Genomic DNA, 15,887 nt, shown 5'->3' with positions numbered 1-15,887 from the left:
AAAAAGAAGGAGCAGAAATGCTGCCCCTTCTTTGCATGCAATTGCTCAAGTTATGCTTACTGCAGCACGAACTTTTCCGCTATTTGCCTTAGCTGGTTTGCTAATTCTTCAATAGAGGATGCCTCTTGAGCTACTTGATATACTGCCTGCGATTGCTGTTTCAAGACTTCACTGATTTGGTGCACTTGGTCAGCAATTGTTTGCACTGGCTTAATCGCTGTGTCAGCTGCAGCATTTAATTCTTCCGTAGACGCACTAAGTTCTTCCGCACTTGCAGCAAAGCTTTCTGCTGTGGATGCTACTTTTATTACTTCTTGGAGAATAGTAGAGAATTGCTGTTGTGTTTCTCTTGCCCTTTGTACGGCTTCCTGTACAGATAAAAGGTTTTCACCAACAGAACCACTTACTGCTGAAATTCTCTTCTGGATGATGTCAAGTATGTGGGCAATGTTTTCGGTTGCTTGCTGGCTCTTCTCTGCTAGTTTTCTTATTTCATCTGCGACTACTGCAAAACCTTTTCCAGCTTCTCCAGCTCTAGCGGCTTCTATGGCAGCATTTAACGCAAGTAGATTTGTTTGCTCAGCAATTTGATTTATGGTTTTTACTATGGAGCTAATACTCTTGGCATCTTCTGTTAGTTTCTGCATGGTTCTATCTGTTCTGTCTGTATTTTGGAGCGCTTTTTCAGAGTTCTCTACTACTTGGGCAATGCGCATTTGACCTTCTTCAGCCGATTGTCTAATATTCCCTGTTTGCTGAGCAAGATTCTGAGCATCTGAAGCTATGCTTTGTGCTGTTCTAGAAACCTGATCCACGCCTCCTGTAAAGTCTTCAATGGCTCTGTATGTGGCTTCGGCGTTTGTTGCAACTTCACCGGACTGTGCTGTGACTTCTTCTACTGAAGCGCTCGTTTCTTCTGTGAGAGCTGCTAAGTTCGTTGCAGCGTTTGATAACTTTCTTGCAGCTTCAGTACTAGTAGTCATTATTTCGTTCAGCGCCTGAATCATGGTGTTGATGTCTTGAGCCATTTCTCCAATCTCGTCCTTGCTACTTACTTCAACTGTTGACGTTAAATCTCCTTTTGCGACTGCTGATACGCTTGTTCTAAGCTTTTCAATTGGCTTAATAAGCATGTTCTGGGTTGATATGAATCCTAACAGAATTGCAAAGATGAGAGCAAGAGCACCAATTATCAGAGTTGTGAATATTATGGAGCTTATGGGCTGAGATACCACTGTGCGAGGTACTAGGGAAAGAAAATACCAACCATTGGGCAGTTGCATTGCCAACGCGTAACTGTTGTTGCCTTTGTATGAAAACTCGAACAATCCTCCTTTGGAAGAGGCTTCCTGGACCTGTTTGAATAAGTTCTCAGTATTCAAGTCAGTGTCAGCCTTTATGGAGGCATTTTTACTGGCTAGTAAAACTTTGCCACTTCCATTGATCAAGTATTTCTGGGTGTCACCTGTGTCGCCAAAAATCTCTTCTACAACCTTGTTGATTTCGAAGTCAATTCCTATTGCTCCTACATATTCGCCATTAGACGAGATCGCCTTAGCTACTGAAATAACCGTTTTCTTAGAGCCAGCGTCTGTGTAGGGCTCTGTTACGATGTAGCTGTTTGGGTTTGCAATTGCTTCCTCATACCAAGGTCTGGTGCGAGGGTCGAAATCAGCTGGCAGTTCTTGCTCAGGTCGTATGAACATCAATCCATCTTTAGTGCCGACGTAGACGTTCATTGTGGATGGATATTCTTTTAGAGCTGTATCGAACATGGCCAGTACTTGTTGGAGGATAGTGAAGTCGCCGCTTTCTGCCAAGCTTATTACGCTATCGCTAGAGGCTAAATAAGAAGCTAAATAACCATGAATATCGGTAAACGCGAGAATACTAGAAGCATCTGCTGCATTTTGAGTCTGCAACTGGTTGCTTACTAAGGACCTAATGTTGCCAGCAGTGCGGTAGGCTACAACAACACCAAGAAGCAATAACGGGATAAGTGCTGTTACTACTATGGTTAGCGATAGTTTAAGCTTCAAAGATTTTGTCTTCATGACACCCCTCCTGTGGGTCCGGATGAAATGTATTTTAACATTGTTGACTGGGTATCTATATGCAAGAATACGTGTGTACTTTACGGAAGTTTTTTACTTGACGAAACTTTGCAAACCCTCTCGTGGTGTTCTATTGTGTTTTGGCTACTTTATGAAATATTACAGACAAAGTTGTTTTAGCTAAAAAGGGGATACTAATGATCTTGAAGTTCAGTGTGTAACATTAGACTCTGAGTTCTTCATGATTCTTGGTATAGGCTATATGTATATGTATAGTTTGAAGCAGTAGCAATGGAGCTGATGGGGTAGCCAATATGGTTACACTGCTTTGAAACCCAAGCTACTGCCGTTCATGGAGTGACCTGTTTTATTAAAGTATTCAAATATTTACCCTTGTACTAAGGGCTTCACTGTTTTTCTCGCAGGGCTTTGCCACTTCCCTACATTATTTAAGCTTCCCATTAGCCCTTTTGGTGCTGTCCAAACCACTGTTAAAGCGTTTATAACATAAAAGAACAGTGGATACCAAGGTACATAGAAGAAAGCTCGCCAAAGCGTTTTGTCATATTGGCGATTAACCAAAAGTGCTGCTCCAAATTGGAATAAACATGCGAAAATTAGGACTGCTCCAGTCCATGCGGGTACTGGATTAAGCCCTGCGGGCTCGGCCAGAAATATTGAAGTAACAATCCACGTAGCGGTGCCAAAAACGAACAGTAATGACCAAATGTAGCTGAGAAAGAATTCAGCGTATATGGGCCAAAGTCTTCTGTGCTCCCAACGTTGAAAGATGTCTTTGTGCGTCCTTAGCAGATGCCATCCACCTAAAGCCCAACGCTCTCTTTGTTTCCAGTAAGAACTAAAAGACGCAGGTACTTCTATGTACGCAACTGCTTTTGGAGCAAACCATACTTCGTAATGAGCTTTTTGTAATTTCCATGTTATGTCAATATCTTCAGTAGCAGAATTACTAGAAAAACCGCCCACTTTTATAAGAACGTCTGTTCTGTATGCCGTAGCGCAACCTGATACTGTAAGCACTCTCCCCATGACCCTTTGAGACCTCTTAAGTAGTCCAATAATGGAGGCGAATTCAGCTGTCTGAATTTTCTCAAGAAGGTTCTTTCTATTCCTTGCTACGGGATTACCTGTAACAGCACCAAGGCGTGGTTGGTAAGTGAAAGGTAAAGTTAGCCATTTTAAAGCGTCACTTTTCAACGTGGTATCTGCGTCTAGCACTACCACAATGGGCGTGTCGCCAATTCTAGTCAAGGCATTATTCAAAGCAGCTGCCTTCCCCACGTTCTTGCTCAAATGGATGAGATGAAAGTTCTGAGCAGTTTTTAAGTGCTCTCTGATGATGTCAGCAGAATTATCGACCGAGTTGTCATCTATGAAGACCACATCGTAATCTGGATAATCCAAACTGCTAAGATTCTGCATGGTATCTTGTATGGTTGCGCCTTCATTGTGGACAGGTACAAGTATTGTAACGTGAGGCCATTGTTCGGTTGGGATTGTACGTTCTGTTGCCTCAGAACGTTTTTCACGGCGGAACCAAAAATAAACTCCGCCAACAGCGTACACAACACTCATAACGAGTGGGAATAGAAATACGTAATAACTAAAAAGTTGCCAGTAGTTAAGACTCATTGCTCACTTGCTCGCTTTTTAGAAAGTTCCCCTCTTCAGGGTCAATAGTAATTTCTGCCCATTCAATAGGTTTATTAGCGGATCTTAAAGGCTCTATACTCCTCTTGTTGTTTCTAAAATATCGATTTTGGTTGTAAGCTTTCCATGCCGAGAATAAAGCAAACAAAATAAGGAGCCAAGCACTTAGTAATAGTACGGTAACAGCTGTACTTCTAACGCTTTGAGGTACAAAAAGATGCTGATTCCAGATAGTACCAACAGCATACCATCCGAGGGCACCTATAACCCATGTTACAACGCCTAATATTAGAGCCCAAGCCAAAGAAGTGGAAGAAACGTTAATGACCTTATTCAAGATTGTTAATTCTTTATTTTTGCTTGTTTGTAATTTATTCATGGTTTGTTTATACACTATTCAGTGTTGTAGCTATGCTGAGTTTGATTAAGCGCAGATTAATAGGAGTGGTTTTTTTGTATAGGACTTGTGCGATTTTAATTCACTGGATAAAAGCATAAGTATCTAGTGTCCATTTTCGAACTCTCTCCAGGATAATTGAAACAATCAAAATAATGGCTTGTGTGAACTGGTTTCCAACCCATTCAATTCATTGCCGAGCAGGTTCAGTCCGTAAGTATGGTTAAAGAGCCGTATTTACTCGGCAATAATGCTGGTGTAAGGCTCTGCCAGTAGCAAATTAGCAGGTATGATGCTGTCGTAACCATAACGCTGGCGTATCTTTTCTACTACGGGCTTTAATGGATTTGGTTTTTCTTGGTAGAAAAGGCTAGGGGTGTAGTGCTGCCTTATGTCAGTCATGCCTACGCCAACCAACCGTACGCCTTGCTTATACGGTCTGAGTTCTTTGTTTAGCATTTTGAAGTTATGAAAAATTACGTCGGGGTCATTAGTGTAAAATTCCAGTTTCATGCCTGTTGATTCTGCACTCATATCATCGTAGCGTAAAAATATGAAAAGTTCTTTTGCACGGGAGTTAATTTCTTCCAAACCTTTACCAAGAGAATCGCAAAGCAGACGTCCCACTGCTTCTACTACCAGTGGGCTTAAGGTGCTTGCGTCCAAAGTAACACTGCGAGTAATGCTTTTTAAAGGTGACTCCTGAGTAATAAGAGGCGTTTCGTCAATGCCTTGAGCGATTTTTTGGTAGTACTCGCCAAGTATGCCCATAAGGTTTTTGATTATGGGTTTTGGCGTTAAGGCTAAATCTTCTAAGGTATATATACCATTTTTATTGAGTAGAGCTTCTCTGCGGGAACCTATGCCTGGTATGGCTGATACGGGCAAGTACTTATAAACACTGGGTATGGCCTGTGGTTTCCACCAAGTGAGTCCATCAGGTTTGCCTTCCTCTGTTGCCATTTTTGCTAAGATTTTTCCCGGAGCAATGCCTACGGAACAAGTAATACCAAACTGCTTCTTTACGTATCTTCTGATTTCTTCACCTACCTTATCTGGATCTTTGCCGTAGTAAGTCATGAAGAATTCGTCAATACTGTAATTTTCTACCTCAGAAGAAATGCTTCTTGCGTATTTGAGCATTTGGTTATGCACGTAACCGTAGAATGATGGATGAGCTTGCACCAGAATAAGGTCAGGGCAAAGGTTAAAAGCTTCCTTGGGAGGCATGCCAGCTTTTACGCCTTTGCGTTTAGCTTCGTAAGATGCTGCAGCTATGACGGAGCGTTTTTTCCCTCTGCCATAGGGGTCAGCCATGACTCCAATGGGTTTACCTTTTAGTTTTGGATTGATGGCTTGTTCGCAGCTGGCGAAGAAGGCGTCCATGTCCACGTGCATGATCCATCTCATGGCAAGCACCATCCTCTCCAATAACCGTCGGGCCACAGGTAAACGAGTTCCCAGATTTGGTCTTCTTCTGTGGATATTACGAAGTGGTAAAGCTGGCGATTACCCTGCGGTTGCTGCCATTTTTGCTGCAAGGTTTTTACTTTTTGCCAGCGTTGCCCGTCTCTGAAAGCTAAAGGCTTAAATTCTGCACCATGGTAAAGCACCATGACTGTCATAACCATATTATAGCAAACAATTGTATACCATACATATAGTAAAGTAGCACCTACACCATGTAAAAAGCTGTGGGACTTCTAAATCAACTTTTCTCGGGCTAAGCTTACATGCTGGTTCTTGCCCACAATGATGTGGTCAAGAAGCTGAGCGCCTACCAATTCGCAGGCTTGCTTTAGTTGTTTTGTCACTGCCACATCTTCTCGGCTGGGACTAGGATCTCCACTGGGGTGATTATGTATCAAAATGAGCGCTTGAGCTGAAGTCAAGCTTACCTGTTTCAATATTTCTTTAGGGTCAACCGTGGTCTGTATTGAACTGCCTACGCTGATTTCTACGTGTTTTATGGGGCGATTCTTCCTATCTAGCAGCAGTATCCAGAAGTGTTCCTTACCTTCGTTCATTAGCATGGAAGAGAAATAACGTGCTGCATACTCGATGGCATCTTCAGGGGTAGTAATTCTTGCTTCTTCCACAGTTTCATTTTGGAGAAACCGCTTACCTATTTCCAATGCCGCCTTTACTTGAGCGGCTTTGGCTTTTCCCATTCCCTTGATTTGTAGAAGTTCTTCTACGCTGGCTCGGTACAGTCCAGTGAAGCCACCAAAGGTGTTCAGCAGGCGTCGTGCCAAATCTTCCGCTGTTTCCTCTTTATTGCCCGTACGTAGTATGATAGCGAGCAGTTTTGCATCAGGCAGGTGCTCAGGTCCTTTAGAAAGAAGCAGCTCTCTGGGGCGTTCAGAAACAATCCATTCCTTTATCGGAATTTTGTAATTGGGGTTACTCACAGGACAAATAGCCCTTTTGAAAAAGTATGTGCGCCTAGAAGCAGCATGTTTCAATTATATATGGTCAGACTATCTAGCTCTCATACTAGTATTAGTTAACAAACACTGGAGAAGTTGATGGTTGTCAGGAAAGGAACTTTGGAAGACAAGAACCATTTCTCTGAGCTGGTGCTACTTGCAGCTCCATTTTTCTCAAAGTTGTTCGGAGAAAAAAGGGCAGTGGAGCTTTTGCAGCTGTTGTACGAGCATGATAGGAATTTGTTCAGCTTCTCTCATTGCTTGTTTGCTCAAGATGGTGATGACATCCTTGGATTGGTAGTGGGCTACGATTGGCAAACTAAACAGAACGAACAGCTGAGTACCGGTTACCTCATGATCAAGCACTTGGGACTTCAGTTTTTCAAAGCCCTGCCAGCACTTCTCAAATTGGATGCACAGGTTAGTAGAATTTCGCGTGAAGACTATTACATAGCCTTCTTGGCTGTTTATCAGCAAGTGCAAACACGGGGTGTAGGCACAGCATTAATGAAGCGCGCTGAAGAGGACGCAGTTTCGTGCGGTGCGAAGTTTATCTGCCTGGACGTGGAAACAGAAAACGAAAATGCAGTTCGTTTTTACCAAAAGCGCGGTTATAGAATAGAAAGAACGTTTTCAGTAAATTTGACTCAGGAAGTGGTTCTCCACTTCCATAGAATGAAGAAAGAACTAAGGTAATTTTGGTCCACGTACCTACTGAGTGTTTAGCTAACAAAAGAACTTTCTTAATCCGAAAGAGCCTGCTGTGCCACTAGAATGGCTGGCGTCGGACGTCCTTGAGTGGTTGAAAGAAAAAGGGCTTTATGACTATGTTTATAAGCGGCGACAGTAAATTAAAGCAAACTGTTTTGCTACCTGCTTACGCGGTTACTTTGCTTAAGCAGTATGTGGGATTCATTAATGATGGCGCCCTTGGTCGCCTCATAAAGTGGGACTGGGGTGCTGGCAAGTTTGTTAACCAAGGTTTCTAACGGGACCTTGGGCCAAAGCTTTATGTGCTCAGGGAGCTGTTTTCTTAAATTGTGAATGTGATCTTTGGGTTGGATTACGTCAGCTTTAATAAATGGCTGTTTGATGTTATGCACTCCCATGTTCATTAGTGCGTACTCTCCAAGTTGATTCCAAACTTTTTTCACCAGTGATAGCCAATCATATGGCGGCACTAAGTCGTTGTAGTCTTGTGTAACCACAGTCCATTCGTCTACTTCGTCTGTTTCTTCATCGTTGCTTTGTAAGTAATAGGGGAGTTTGTTCTCGTAATCCTCGGCACGCACAATGTTTATAGGGCCCCTTGCCGGGTTTGTGATAATAACTCGGGCTCTAAATAGGTCTGAGAACAATGCTGCCCAGTCTTTTCTTGGGGTGTAAACGGTACTGCCCAGCAAGCTGAGCATTCTTACGTTGTACTTTCCTAAGCCCATTGTAAAAGGAAGTATGTCATAGAAGCTGGTGTAAATGCGTGGTTGCATCAATCGGAATGCTTCGCTAACTGATGGAGTAAGGACGCCTTTCTTTAGCTGTCTTGCCCATAACTGTGGAGCGTATACACCGACTTCATGGGTGCAGGGCTGATCAGGTACTTGATAGTCTACGTAGAATGTGTGAGAAAAGGTCAAAGGATAATGAGCGCTGGAGGTTTCATCAGCCAAAGCTACAAGACCATTGAGATAGGTGTAGACCCAGTGAAGTTCCCACCCGCTTATCATAAGTTGTTTTCTGTATTGTTTAAGACGATTTATGGTTTGGCTAAGCTCTTCTTCCCACAAACTTCTTAGGTGCGCAGGCAAAAGGCTTGCGTCAGGGTGTTCTTTAACATTAGTAAAGGTGGTTCTCATTAGTGGAGCATGGTGCAGCGTGGTGGCCAAGGATGTTAGATAAACCAGCGTGGGTCTAAAGTCCTTCGGATAGTTTTGTGAAAGCTTTTCTGCGGCGTCTACCACAAGATTCAAGCCCAAAAGAGTGTGTCTGGAGATGAGCTCGCCGTTTTTCAACTGCTCTTGGAAACGTGCATCGATTTTACCTACATCATGTAGGTACACTAAACTCTGCATCATATCAAGGCTGTAACGTAGAACACGGTGAGCGTCTGGGCCCACAGGCGGACGCCATAGTTTTTCAGTGAGCTCTCTAAAACGCTCCGCCACATCCAAGGAATGGCTCCACAGAGTTCCTGCTTCTTTGTCCCGATTTAGCTTTGGTATGACGGTTAGATAGACGTCTTTAAGGCCGTAGTGTTCAATTAAGTTCATGTTAATATTCTACTGTAACAAGAGAGAGAAAGGCTGCAAGTTCTGTAGTTTTTATCTAATGCGTTGGAGGTGCACCACCATGGCAAAGAAAAGCAGTAGCGTGAGAGGGAGTGCGGCACGCTGGATATTAATAGTAATCTTGGTTGTCGTAGTTGGCTTTGCTGCGGGTTTCTTGTATTCCAGATATGGCACGGGGTTTTTCGGTTCCAGCATAAAGCCTGGTTACTTGTCCAACATGGATTCTATTTATGTCAACAACATTTCCAAAGAGTTGGAGCTTACTGCAACGCAGCAAGAGGTGGTGCAGCTCGCACTGAAGGCTGAGCTTTCGCAAAGGAAGGCTTTGACACAGGAGGGGTTGGCTGAGAGCGCTATTGCTTCGGAACTGAAAAGTACTACTGCATCAGCTGTGGATGTGATTAGAGCTGCTTTGGGTGATAAGACCGACACCTTTCTGAACCTGGTTAAAGAGTATAACCGTGATAGGTCCATACCTGTAAAGCTGGTTCCTGTGAAGGTTTATTTCATTGTGGCCGATCCTGACTGGGCTGTTAAAGCTGAAGAGCATTATGTGGTGGACGAGAACAAGCCGCTTAGAGCTTTAGAATCACTTATTGAGGGACCCGAAGATTTAAGTATGGGTATGCCATTACCTCCAACCACTCGCATACTGGGGTTTACTGTGGAAAACGGTACAGCTTATGTGGATTTAAGCCGGGAAGCGATAACAGAGGCTTACAAATACTGTCCTGTGTCTGCTGGTGGCGAAGCTATGAGTATTAACGCCATAGGCAATACATTGACTGAATTTTCAGAAATTCAAAGGGTAAAGCTCAGTATTGAAGGTAAGACACAAGGCGAAATAGACGGATATTCCATAGAAGAATATTGGGGCCATTTTGGACTGCCCAGCGAAATAACAAGGAATGAAGAGGTCATAGTTCCGTAGGATTCTCGCCAGCGTCATTATCCGTATCACTGAAAATGTCAATGTCGAAGGTGATCTGGTTTTCTTGTGTGAGTAACTCTGTGGACGGTTGGTAGAATAGTTCCCAGCAAACGTGCTTGTCCAAGATGATGTCGCGAACTTGTCTTTCTCGCTGAGTAAGTTGTTTAGAACTACCACTTTTCACTTCAATGAACACAACCTGTTTCAACTGTCCGTCACTAAGGCCGTCAAACACGATCAGATCCACGGGCGTTCCTAAGAAGCGAGCGTCTTTTGGGTTGTACTTGAAGTCAGGCAAAAAAGGTACCAGATGCTCTGTTATTTGACCCAGCATGACTGATTTGCTACGTTTAGTGGCATCTTGCCTAATTTCTTCTTCCACTTCCAGCTTCCACTGTTCCAGGGCTGCTTTATACTGCTGATCTATGGACTGCTTCAAGGTCTCTATTTCTCGGCTTTTCCAGTCTTCAAATTGCGCCTTCCAGTATGCTTCCGCGCGGAGTTGATTTTCACGTAACTGGTTTTCATATTGCTGGTAGAGTTCTCTTCGTGTTCTTTCTAGGTCTCGCTCAAAAGCCAACCTGAAGAACAGTAGGATGACTATGCCCACTGCCAAACCAATCAAGAACCACCACATAGCAGTATTGTAATGCAAAAGGAGCCAGCAGGAGTGTTGCTTTGGCTGGCTCCACAAAATGTGGTATGGCTTTTTTACTACAAGCTTAGAAGTTTATCAATAATTTGCACGTAAACGTGAGGTAGTTTTTTCAGTGAAGATACTTCAACGTATTCATTGGGTCCATGCACGTTCCCGCCTTTGGGTCCAAAATCGATAGCTTTCACACCTAGGGGTGTGAAGTAGCGTGAGTCTGCTGCGCCTGCACCTTCAACTGCCTTGGCACGTTCTCCGTTTTCCTTTAGAACCTGGAGTACTGTTTGAACAAATGGTTCTTTGGGATCTGTAAAGAGGAAGCCAGCTTTTTCCTTGTTGCCAAAGTCTACCTCGGCGTCAGGCAGATTATAAGAAAGCACCTCTTTTAAGGTACGTTCAATGTCCTGATTGTCATGGCTCATGGCTCTAATATCCAAGGAAAGAGAATGCCTTTCGCCATCAAAGGTATACATATTGGGTGTTATGGAGACACCAAAATCGCTGTATTTTTCAGCTTTTATGGGAGCTCTTACTAAAGGGACAACAGCTTTTATAAGCTTTGTTAGGTTTTCATCTACTTCTACTTCTGACTGCGTTCCCTGCTCTGGTTTTACGTATGTTAGAGTGACTGTTCCCGGTACCACGTTGGATTTGAGAAAGGCTCCAGTGAGGGAGACAGCTTCGTAATCAGTTTCGCGTAGGAACTGAGACGCAGCTATTAAAGGGTGGGTGTCCACGCCCGGCAAGAAGTAGGCAGCATGTCTCGTTTCCACAACGGGTGTACGAATCTCAAAGGTTTGTTCTTCAAGCTTGCCCTTTGTCATTTTCTTTGCAGTAGGGACAGAAATGGTTACGCTAAAACCTTTTCTCCTTCGAACTATGGGGATCATGCCTGTACCATCCGCATTTATCAAGAAAGAAGGCAGTTTATTAATCTCATGGAGTTTCTCTGCAATGTACAGAGCGGTGGCTCCTCCAGTTTCTTCATCACCTGTGAAGGCAAACAGTACTTTGCCGTTTAGTGGTTTTTCTTTGAGCTCTTTTAGGGCAAACATGAGGGAGGCGACGTTGCCTTTATCATCCACGGAACCTCTGCCGTAGGCTTTATCGCCTTCCACGGTCAATTTAAAAGGTTCATAGTGCCATTCATCTTTACTTACAGGTACTACATCAAAATGTGCCATGACCATGACTTTTGGCAAGCCTTCGCCTATTTCACCAACAACAGCATAGGCGCCATTGTGCTCGATTATCTCGCTATCAATGCCCCAAGATTGCAGAGTGCTTTGTACAAACGCGGGGCACTCCCTGGAAGGCATCTCACCTTTGCTTGGGTCATTTACAGTCTGAAATGAAACCAGGCTGGAAAGTAAATCTAAGACATCCAAAATGCAACACCTCCTATTTACATCTTTCCCCTTTAACTATACTCTCGAACAAGAAGCTTAACAGAAAGCATTTACTGAACGGGTTCAGTCTACTATTTGGAGCTCCTTGGGGAAATGGTTTAACACTTCGCAGCCAGTTGGTGTTACCAATACTAAATCTTCAATGCGAACGCCGAACTTACCGGGCAGGTAGATGCCCGGTTCAATAGAGAAGATCATACCTTCCTGTACTATATCCGTATTGACTGAAGATACATCGCCAGTTTCATGTACATCCAGACCGATGCTGTGACCTGTGCGATGAGTAAAATAACCACCAAAGCCGAAGTTTTCAATGTGATTGCGAGCCGCTGCATCGATGTCGCAGAATCTTACGCCTGGTTTCACAGTTTCAATGGCCTTTAGATTTGCTTCCAAAACGATGTTGTAAATTTTCCTTTGCAAGTCGTCTGCTTTCTTGTAGAAAACTGTTCTAGTCATATCTGAGCAGTAGAAATTCTTACGGCAGCCAATATCAATGATGACACTATCGCCTTCCTTTAACGAAGTAGTTGAATCACTTTCGTGGTGCGGGTCAGCGCCGTTAGGGCCGTAAGCAATAATGGGTTCAAAGGAATATCCATCTGCTCCTAGTTCTTCGTAAATGTCCAGCAGCAAGCGACTCACCTTTTTCTCTGTATGCAAATTGGGAATTAGGTGCAAAACCCTTTCCATGGCTTGGTCGTTTATATGTGATGCTTCTCTCATAAGCTGTTGTTCCATGTCATCCTTTATGGCACGTACACTATCAACAATACTGGAGATGTCCACAAAATCCTTTATGGGAATAGGGGATTGGTGCATGAGCTCTATAAGGAAACGGGCAGGCCAGTTCTTGTCAACCCCTAGAGGCTTGTCAGGGGCAATGTGGGGTAAGAGTAAAGCAATGGGATCCTGAGAATCGTTGTAGGTTACCACATCCAGACCAAGTTTTTCCCTGATAGGGAACAGTTCATTTACAAAAAGTGTGGGGATTTGTTCACTTCTGATCAAGAGTACCAACATCCGTTCTCCTGGGTTTATCCACTTACCTGTGAGGTAGAAAATGTTTGTGGGGTCGGAAATGATCATTTGGGATAGACCAGCTTGGGTCATCCCTTCCAGTACTTTTTCTAAACGCTTCTGATTCATATGGGTTCTTACCTCCTTTACAAAGATTGTACGTTCCTTTTGCAGGAGGTAAGAACCCTTATTCTTTGTGCAAATTAGGTGCTCTGCTGCAGCAAGGTTCTAATGGATTCCCAGCGCTGTTCTTTGGGAGCTCTCTGGGTAGCAATGTTTAAATCTCCAAGTAATCTCTCATGGTAAGTTGGAACCTGCTCTACTTGGTAGAAAATCCCGATGGGAAGCTTTTCTGTCTGCTCTGCAAGTTTCATGGCTTCTTCCACTGTACTAACTGGCTGCGGTAAGATTTCTACTTTGCTGTTGTAGAGCTTGTAAGTATCGTTAAAGGAAACGCACGGCTGGAGCACGTCAACGAAAGAAAAGCCCTTGTGCTTCATAGCTTGGTAGAAAACATCCGTAAGTTCCTTAAGCTTCCCTGAAAAACCCCGCGCAACAAAGGTGGCTCCTACGCTAAGCATGAGCTTTATTGGATTAAGCGGCTCTTCTGGGCTACCAAAAGGTGTGGACGGTCCTCTAAAACCTTCTGGCGAAGTAGGAGTGAACTGCCCTGTGGTTAAACCGTAAACGCCGTTATCATGTATTATTACTGTTATATCAGCGTTTCTCTTGGCTGCAAAAATGAGGTGTTCGATGCCTTCCCCGAAAGCGTCACCATCACCGGCAAAAGCAACAACGGTAACCGAGGGGTTAGCCAGTTTCATGCCCTGAGCTGTGGCTATTTCTCTGCCATGTAGGGAATAAAAACCTGACAGATCCAAGTAGTCGAAAATCTTTGCGTGACAACCTATTCCAGCGGTGATGAGAATGTTATTTCTGCTTATGCCGTCCTCTTGTTCTAATCTTCTAACAGCATTCTTGAACGCATTGAAAATGCCGAAGTTACCACATCCTGGACACCATGTGTTTTCTGCATAAGTGGTCAGGTCATCAGGCATACTATATCACCTCCTTTATTTGCTGGGCGAGTTCTTCTGGATCAAAGGGTCTTCCGTCGTATTTCCTAATGGAAGCTTTAGCTTTTATGCCCGTTTTCTCTTTTATCAGGGTTTCAAAAGCTCCCATAACGCTTTGCTCTACTACGATGGGGTTAACATTTTTGAATTTTTCAAATTCCCACGTAGGGAACGGTTCTAAGTAAATAGGCTGAACCACTGTTGCTTCCAAATTAGCACACTGCAGTGCTTCCAGCACTGACATGGTTGTGGAACCGTAGGTAAAGATGACTGGTTCACCATGTCCAAATACGTTTACGGTGTGCATCTGCATAAGCTTCTGCACCAGTGTCTCTTGTTTTTTGGCACGTTTTTCATGCATTTTCGCTATCATCTGTGGGTCTTCGGTGGAAACGCCGTATTCATCATGTTCATAGCTGGTAAACTTTATCACTTGGTCAGAAGGTGGGAAAAGCAGAGGAGATATGCCATCTTCTGTTATCTTATACCTCAAATACTTCTCGTCACCGCCCTGATACATGATAGGCTCTGCCCAATATGCTTTAGTGGGGTCTATATCCACGGTCATGCGGCTTTCACCAAGATGTTTTTCGGTTAGCAAAATGCCCAAAGTTTGGAATTCCTGTACCAGACCAAGCATTTCAGCGGCAAGGTAAAAAGCTTCTTCCATGCTGTAAGGGGAAGCCACCACCCGAGGAAATTCTCCATGCCCCTGGTTTATGGCAAAGCGCAGGTCTCCTTGCTCTGTGTAAGTAGGCACACCTGTGGAAGGACCAGGCCTAGAACCAAGTACTGCAAGTACAGGTACTTCTGCCATACCGGAAAGTGAGAATGCTTCCTCCATGAGTGCCATGCCACCTCCACTTGAAGCCACCATGGTTTTTAGCCCCATGCTGGCAGCACCCAGCGCCATGTTTATGGCAGCCAGCTCACTTTCAGGATGCATTACACCAATTTGGAACTCTTTCGCATGAGCAGCCAAGAAATGCAGTATGGAAGAAGCAGGTGTCATGGGATAGGCAAAGAAGAAATCTAGACCGCCAGCTACAGCGCCTAGTGAGATGGCTTCGTTGCCACTGATCATGGGAAGTGGTTTCTCATTAGTTTTCTTCAGTGCGAATTTTCCAAAAAGCTGTGGAGCTGCGGCATCATAGATCTCCATGGCGAAGTTGATGTTGTTTTCAGCATCTCTGTATTGTTCGCGGATGACATCTGCCAATTCGTCCTTTGACATGCCAATACTTACGGCAAGGACTGTGACAGCGCCCACGCCTAACCTAAGTTCAGAGTTTGTGTATTTCTTTGAAATGGTAGAAAACGGTATTCCTATACCGTTTGGGACTGTTTCGTCTTTCATGGCATCTGAGTTGAAAACCATGATACCACCATCACGAAGATGCTCTTTGTGCATATCGTAGCTGCGCTTGTCAGTGGCAACTACCAAATCTGCTCTCATGTAATGGCTTTTTATGGGATAAGTAGCTGAGGAAACCACTGCGAAATTGTGTCCGCCTTTTATAAGACTTTGGTAATCTTCCATTTCGAAAACTCTTCTGCCCATTCTTGTAAAGATGTAACCGGCTACGGCTCCTGCCTTTCTTATACCGGCCCCAGCCGTGCCTCCGGCTATGAAGGTAAATAGTTCCTTTTCCACCTTGTCACCCCCTAAAAAATCTCAAATTTTTTAAATGGTTAAATCTATTATAACGCTTTAGGAAAATCCCAAGCGAATGCTTTTCTGTGTAGCTCTTTTCATCAAGTACTCTTAGCATCTCTACATCTTTTCCAAAAATTGACAGTGTTGTACCTAATCCAGCCGAACGGCCAGTGATTTGGACTAAACTCAAAGCTTCTGTCATATCCGTAGCCGAAGTAATAGGTGGCAATACAGAAGCGCTATAAACTACCTTATCGGTTTTTACTACGTTGCCATAAGCTACATCTCAATAATTGAGATAAGCTT

The 15,887-nt window shown here is 43.8% G+C and carries 14 protein-coding genes; 2 read left to right on the top strand and 12 right to left on the bottom strand.

Annotation, left to right across the window (positions count from 1 at the left end; all coding sequences use genetic code 11):
* Positions 1-56: 56 nt before the first annotated feature.
* The 6 genes from COPRO5265_RS06975 to radC all read right to left on the bottom strand — a co-directional run bounded on the left by COPRO5265_RS06975 (position 57) and on the right by radC (position 6,587).
* Positions 57-2,054 carry a methyl-accepting chemotaxis protein gene (locus COPRO5265_RS06975; protein WP_012543777.1) on the bottom strand — a complete coding sequence of 666 codons (1,998 nt, stop codon included), beginning with the start codon at positions 2,052-2,054 and terminating at the stop codon, positions 57-59.
* A 387-nt stretch (positions 2,055-2,441) separates the two neighbouring features.
* A complete protein-coding gene (locus COPRO5265_RS06970) occupies positions 2,442-3,650 on the bottom strand; it encodes a glycosyltransferase (RefSeq protein WP_236608210.1) in 1,209 nt (402 codons plus the stop codon).
* A 46-nt stretch (positions 3,651-3,696) separates the two neighbouring features.
* Positions 3,697-4,104, bottom strand: a complete 408-nt coding sequence (locus COPRO5265_RS06965) for a hypothetical protein (protein WP_143708136.1) — start codon at positions 4,102-4,104, stop codon at positions 3,697-3,699.
* 255 nt (positions 4,105-4,359) lie between these two features.
* The gene (locus COPRO5265_RS06960; protein WP_012544021.1) at positions 4,360-5,532 is read right to left on the bottom strand and encodes a DNA polymerase Y family protein; all 1,173 of its coding nucleotides are present in this window, start codon (positions 5,530-5,532) and stop codon (positions 4,360-4,362) included.
* Positions 5,529-5,747: a hypothetical protein gene (locus COPRO5265_RS06955; protein ID WP_234397892.1), complete on the bottom strand. Its 219-nt coding sequence runs from the start codon at positions 5,745-5,747 to the stop codon at positions 5,529-5,531. The genes COPRO5265_RS06960 and COPRO5265_RS06955 overlap by 4 nt, the downstream gene beginning before the upstream one ends.
* 78 nt (positions 5,748-5,825) lie before the next feature.
* Positions 5,826-6,587 carry a RadC family protein gene (radC, locus tag COPRO5265_RS06950; protein ID WP_236608209.1) on the bottom strand — a complete coding sequence of 254 codons (762 nt, stop codon included), beginning with the start codon at positions 6,585-6,587 and terminating at the stop codon, positions 5,826-5,828.
* Between the two features lie 63 nt (positions 6,588-6,650).
* On the opposite strand from radC, the gene COPRO5265_RS06945 reads away from it, so the two are divergent.
* Positions 6,651-7,247 (top strand): GNAT family N-acetyltransferase, encoded by a 597-nt coding sequence (locus COPRO5265_RS06945; RefSeq protein ID WP_012544414.1) that lies wholly within the window; start codon positions 6,651-6,653, stop codon positions 7,245-7,247.
* Between the two features lie 173 nt (positions 7,248-7,420).
* Here the strand turns inward: COPRO5265_RS06945 and COPRO5265_RS06940 are convergent, their stop codons facing one another.
* On the bottom strand, positions 7,421-8,818 hold the full coding sequence (locus tag COPRO5265_RS06940) for a CRISPR-associated endonuclease Cas3'' (protein WP_012544678.1): 1,398 nt from the start codon (positions 8,816-8,818) through the stop codon (positions 7,421-7,423).
* A 79-nt stretch (positions 8,819-8,897) separates the two neighbouring features.
* Here COPRO5265_RS06940 and COPRO5265_RS06935 point away from each other — a divergent pair, with 79 nt between their 5' ends.
* Positions 8,898-9,767: a GerMN domain-containing protein gene (locus COPRO5265_RS06935; RefSeq protein ID WP_012544469.1), complete on the top strand. Its 870-nt coding sequence runs from the start codon at positions 8,898-8,900 to the stop codon at positions 9,765-9,767.
* Here the strand turns inward: COPRO5265_RS06935 and COPRO5265_RS06930 are convergent.
* The 5 genes from COPRO5265_RS06930 to COPRO5265_RS06910 all read right to left on the bottom strand — a co-directional run bounded on the left by COPRO5265_RS06930 (position 9,754) and on the right by COPRO5265_RS06910 (position 15,578).
* Positions 9,754-10,404 (bottom strand): Holliday junction resolvase-like protein, encoded by a 651-nt coding sequence (locus COPRO5265_RS06930; RefSeq protein ID WP_041735851.1) that lies wholly within the window; start codon positions 10,402-10,404, stop codon positions 9,754-9,756. The two genes, COPRO5265_RS06935 and COPRO5265_RS06930, sit on opposite strands and share 14 nt — an antisense overlap.
* Before the next feature lie 77 nt (positions 10,405-10,481).
* Entirely contained in the window at positions 10,482-11,807 is a 1,326-nt protein-coding gene (locus tag COPRO5265_RS06925; protein WP_012544878.1) for a M20/M25/M40 family metallo-hydrolase, read from the bottom strand.
* Positions 11,808-11,891: 84 nt separating this feature from the next.
* A complete protein-coding gene (locus COPRO5265_RS06920) occupies positions 11,892-12,977 on the bottom strand; it encodes a M24 family metallopeptidase (RefSeq protein WP_012544767.1) in 1,086 nt (361 codons plus the stop codon).
* Positions 12,978-13,051: 74 nt separating this feature from the next.
* Positions 13,052-13,906 (bottom strand): thiamine pyrophosphate-dependent enzyme, encoded by an 855-nt coding sequence (locus COPRO5265_RS06915; RefSeq protein ID WP_012544270.1) that lies wholly within the window; start codon positions 13,904-13,906, stop codon positions 13,052-13,054.
* A gap of 1 nt (position 13,907) precedes the next feature.
* Positions 13,908-15,578 (bottom strand): 2-oxoacid:acceptor oxidoreductase subunit alpha, encoded by a 1,671-nt coding sequence (locus COPRO5265_RS06910; RefSeq protein ID WP_012543488.1) that lies wholly within the window; start codon positions 15,576-15,578, stop codon positions 13,908-13,910.
* Positions 15,579-15,887: the final 309 nt, after the last annotated feature.

The sequence above is a fragment of the Coprothermobacter proteolyticus DSM 5265 genome, assembly GCF_000020945.1.
In the GTDB taxonomy this organism is placed as follows: Bacteria; Coprothermobacterota; Coprothermobacteria; order Coprothermobacterales; family Coprothermobacteraceae; genus Coprothermobacter; species Coprothermobacter proteolyticus.
Note: the sequence above shows the minus strand (reverse complement) of the source record. Positions and strands in the feature narration are given on the sequence as shown.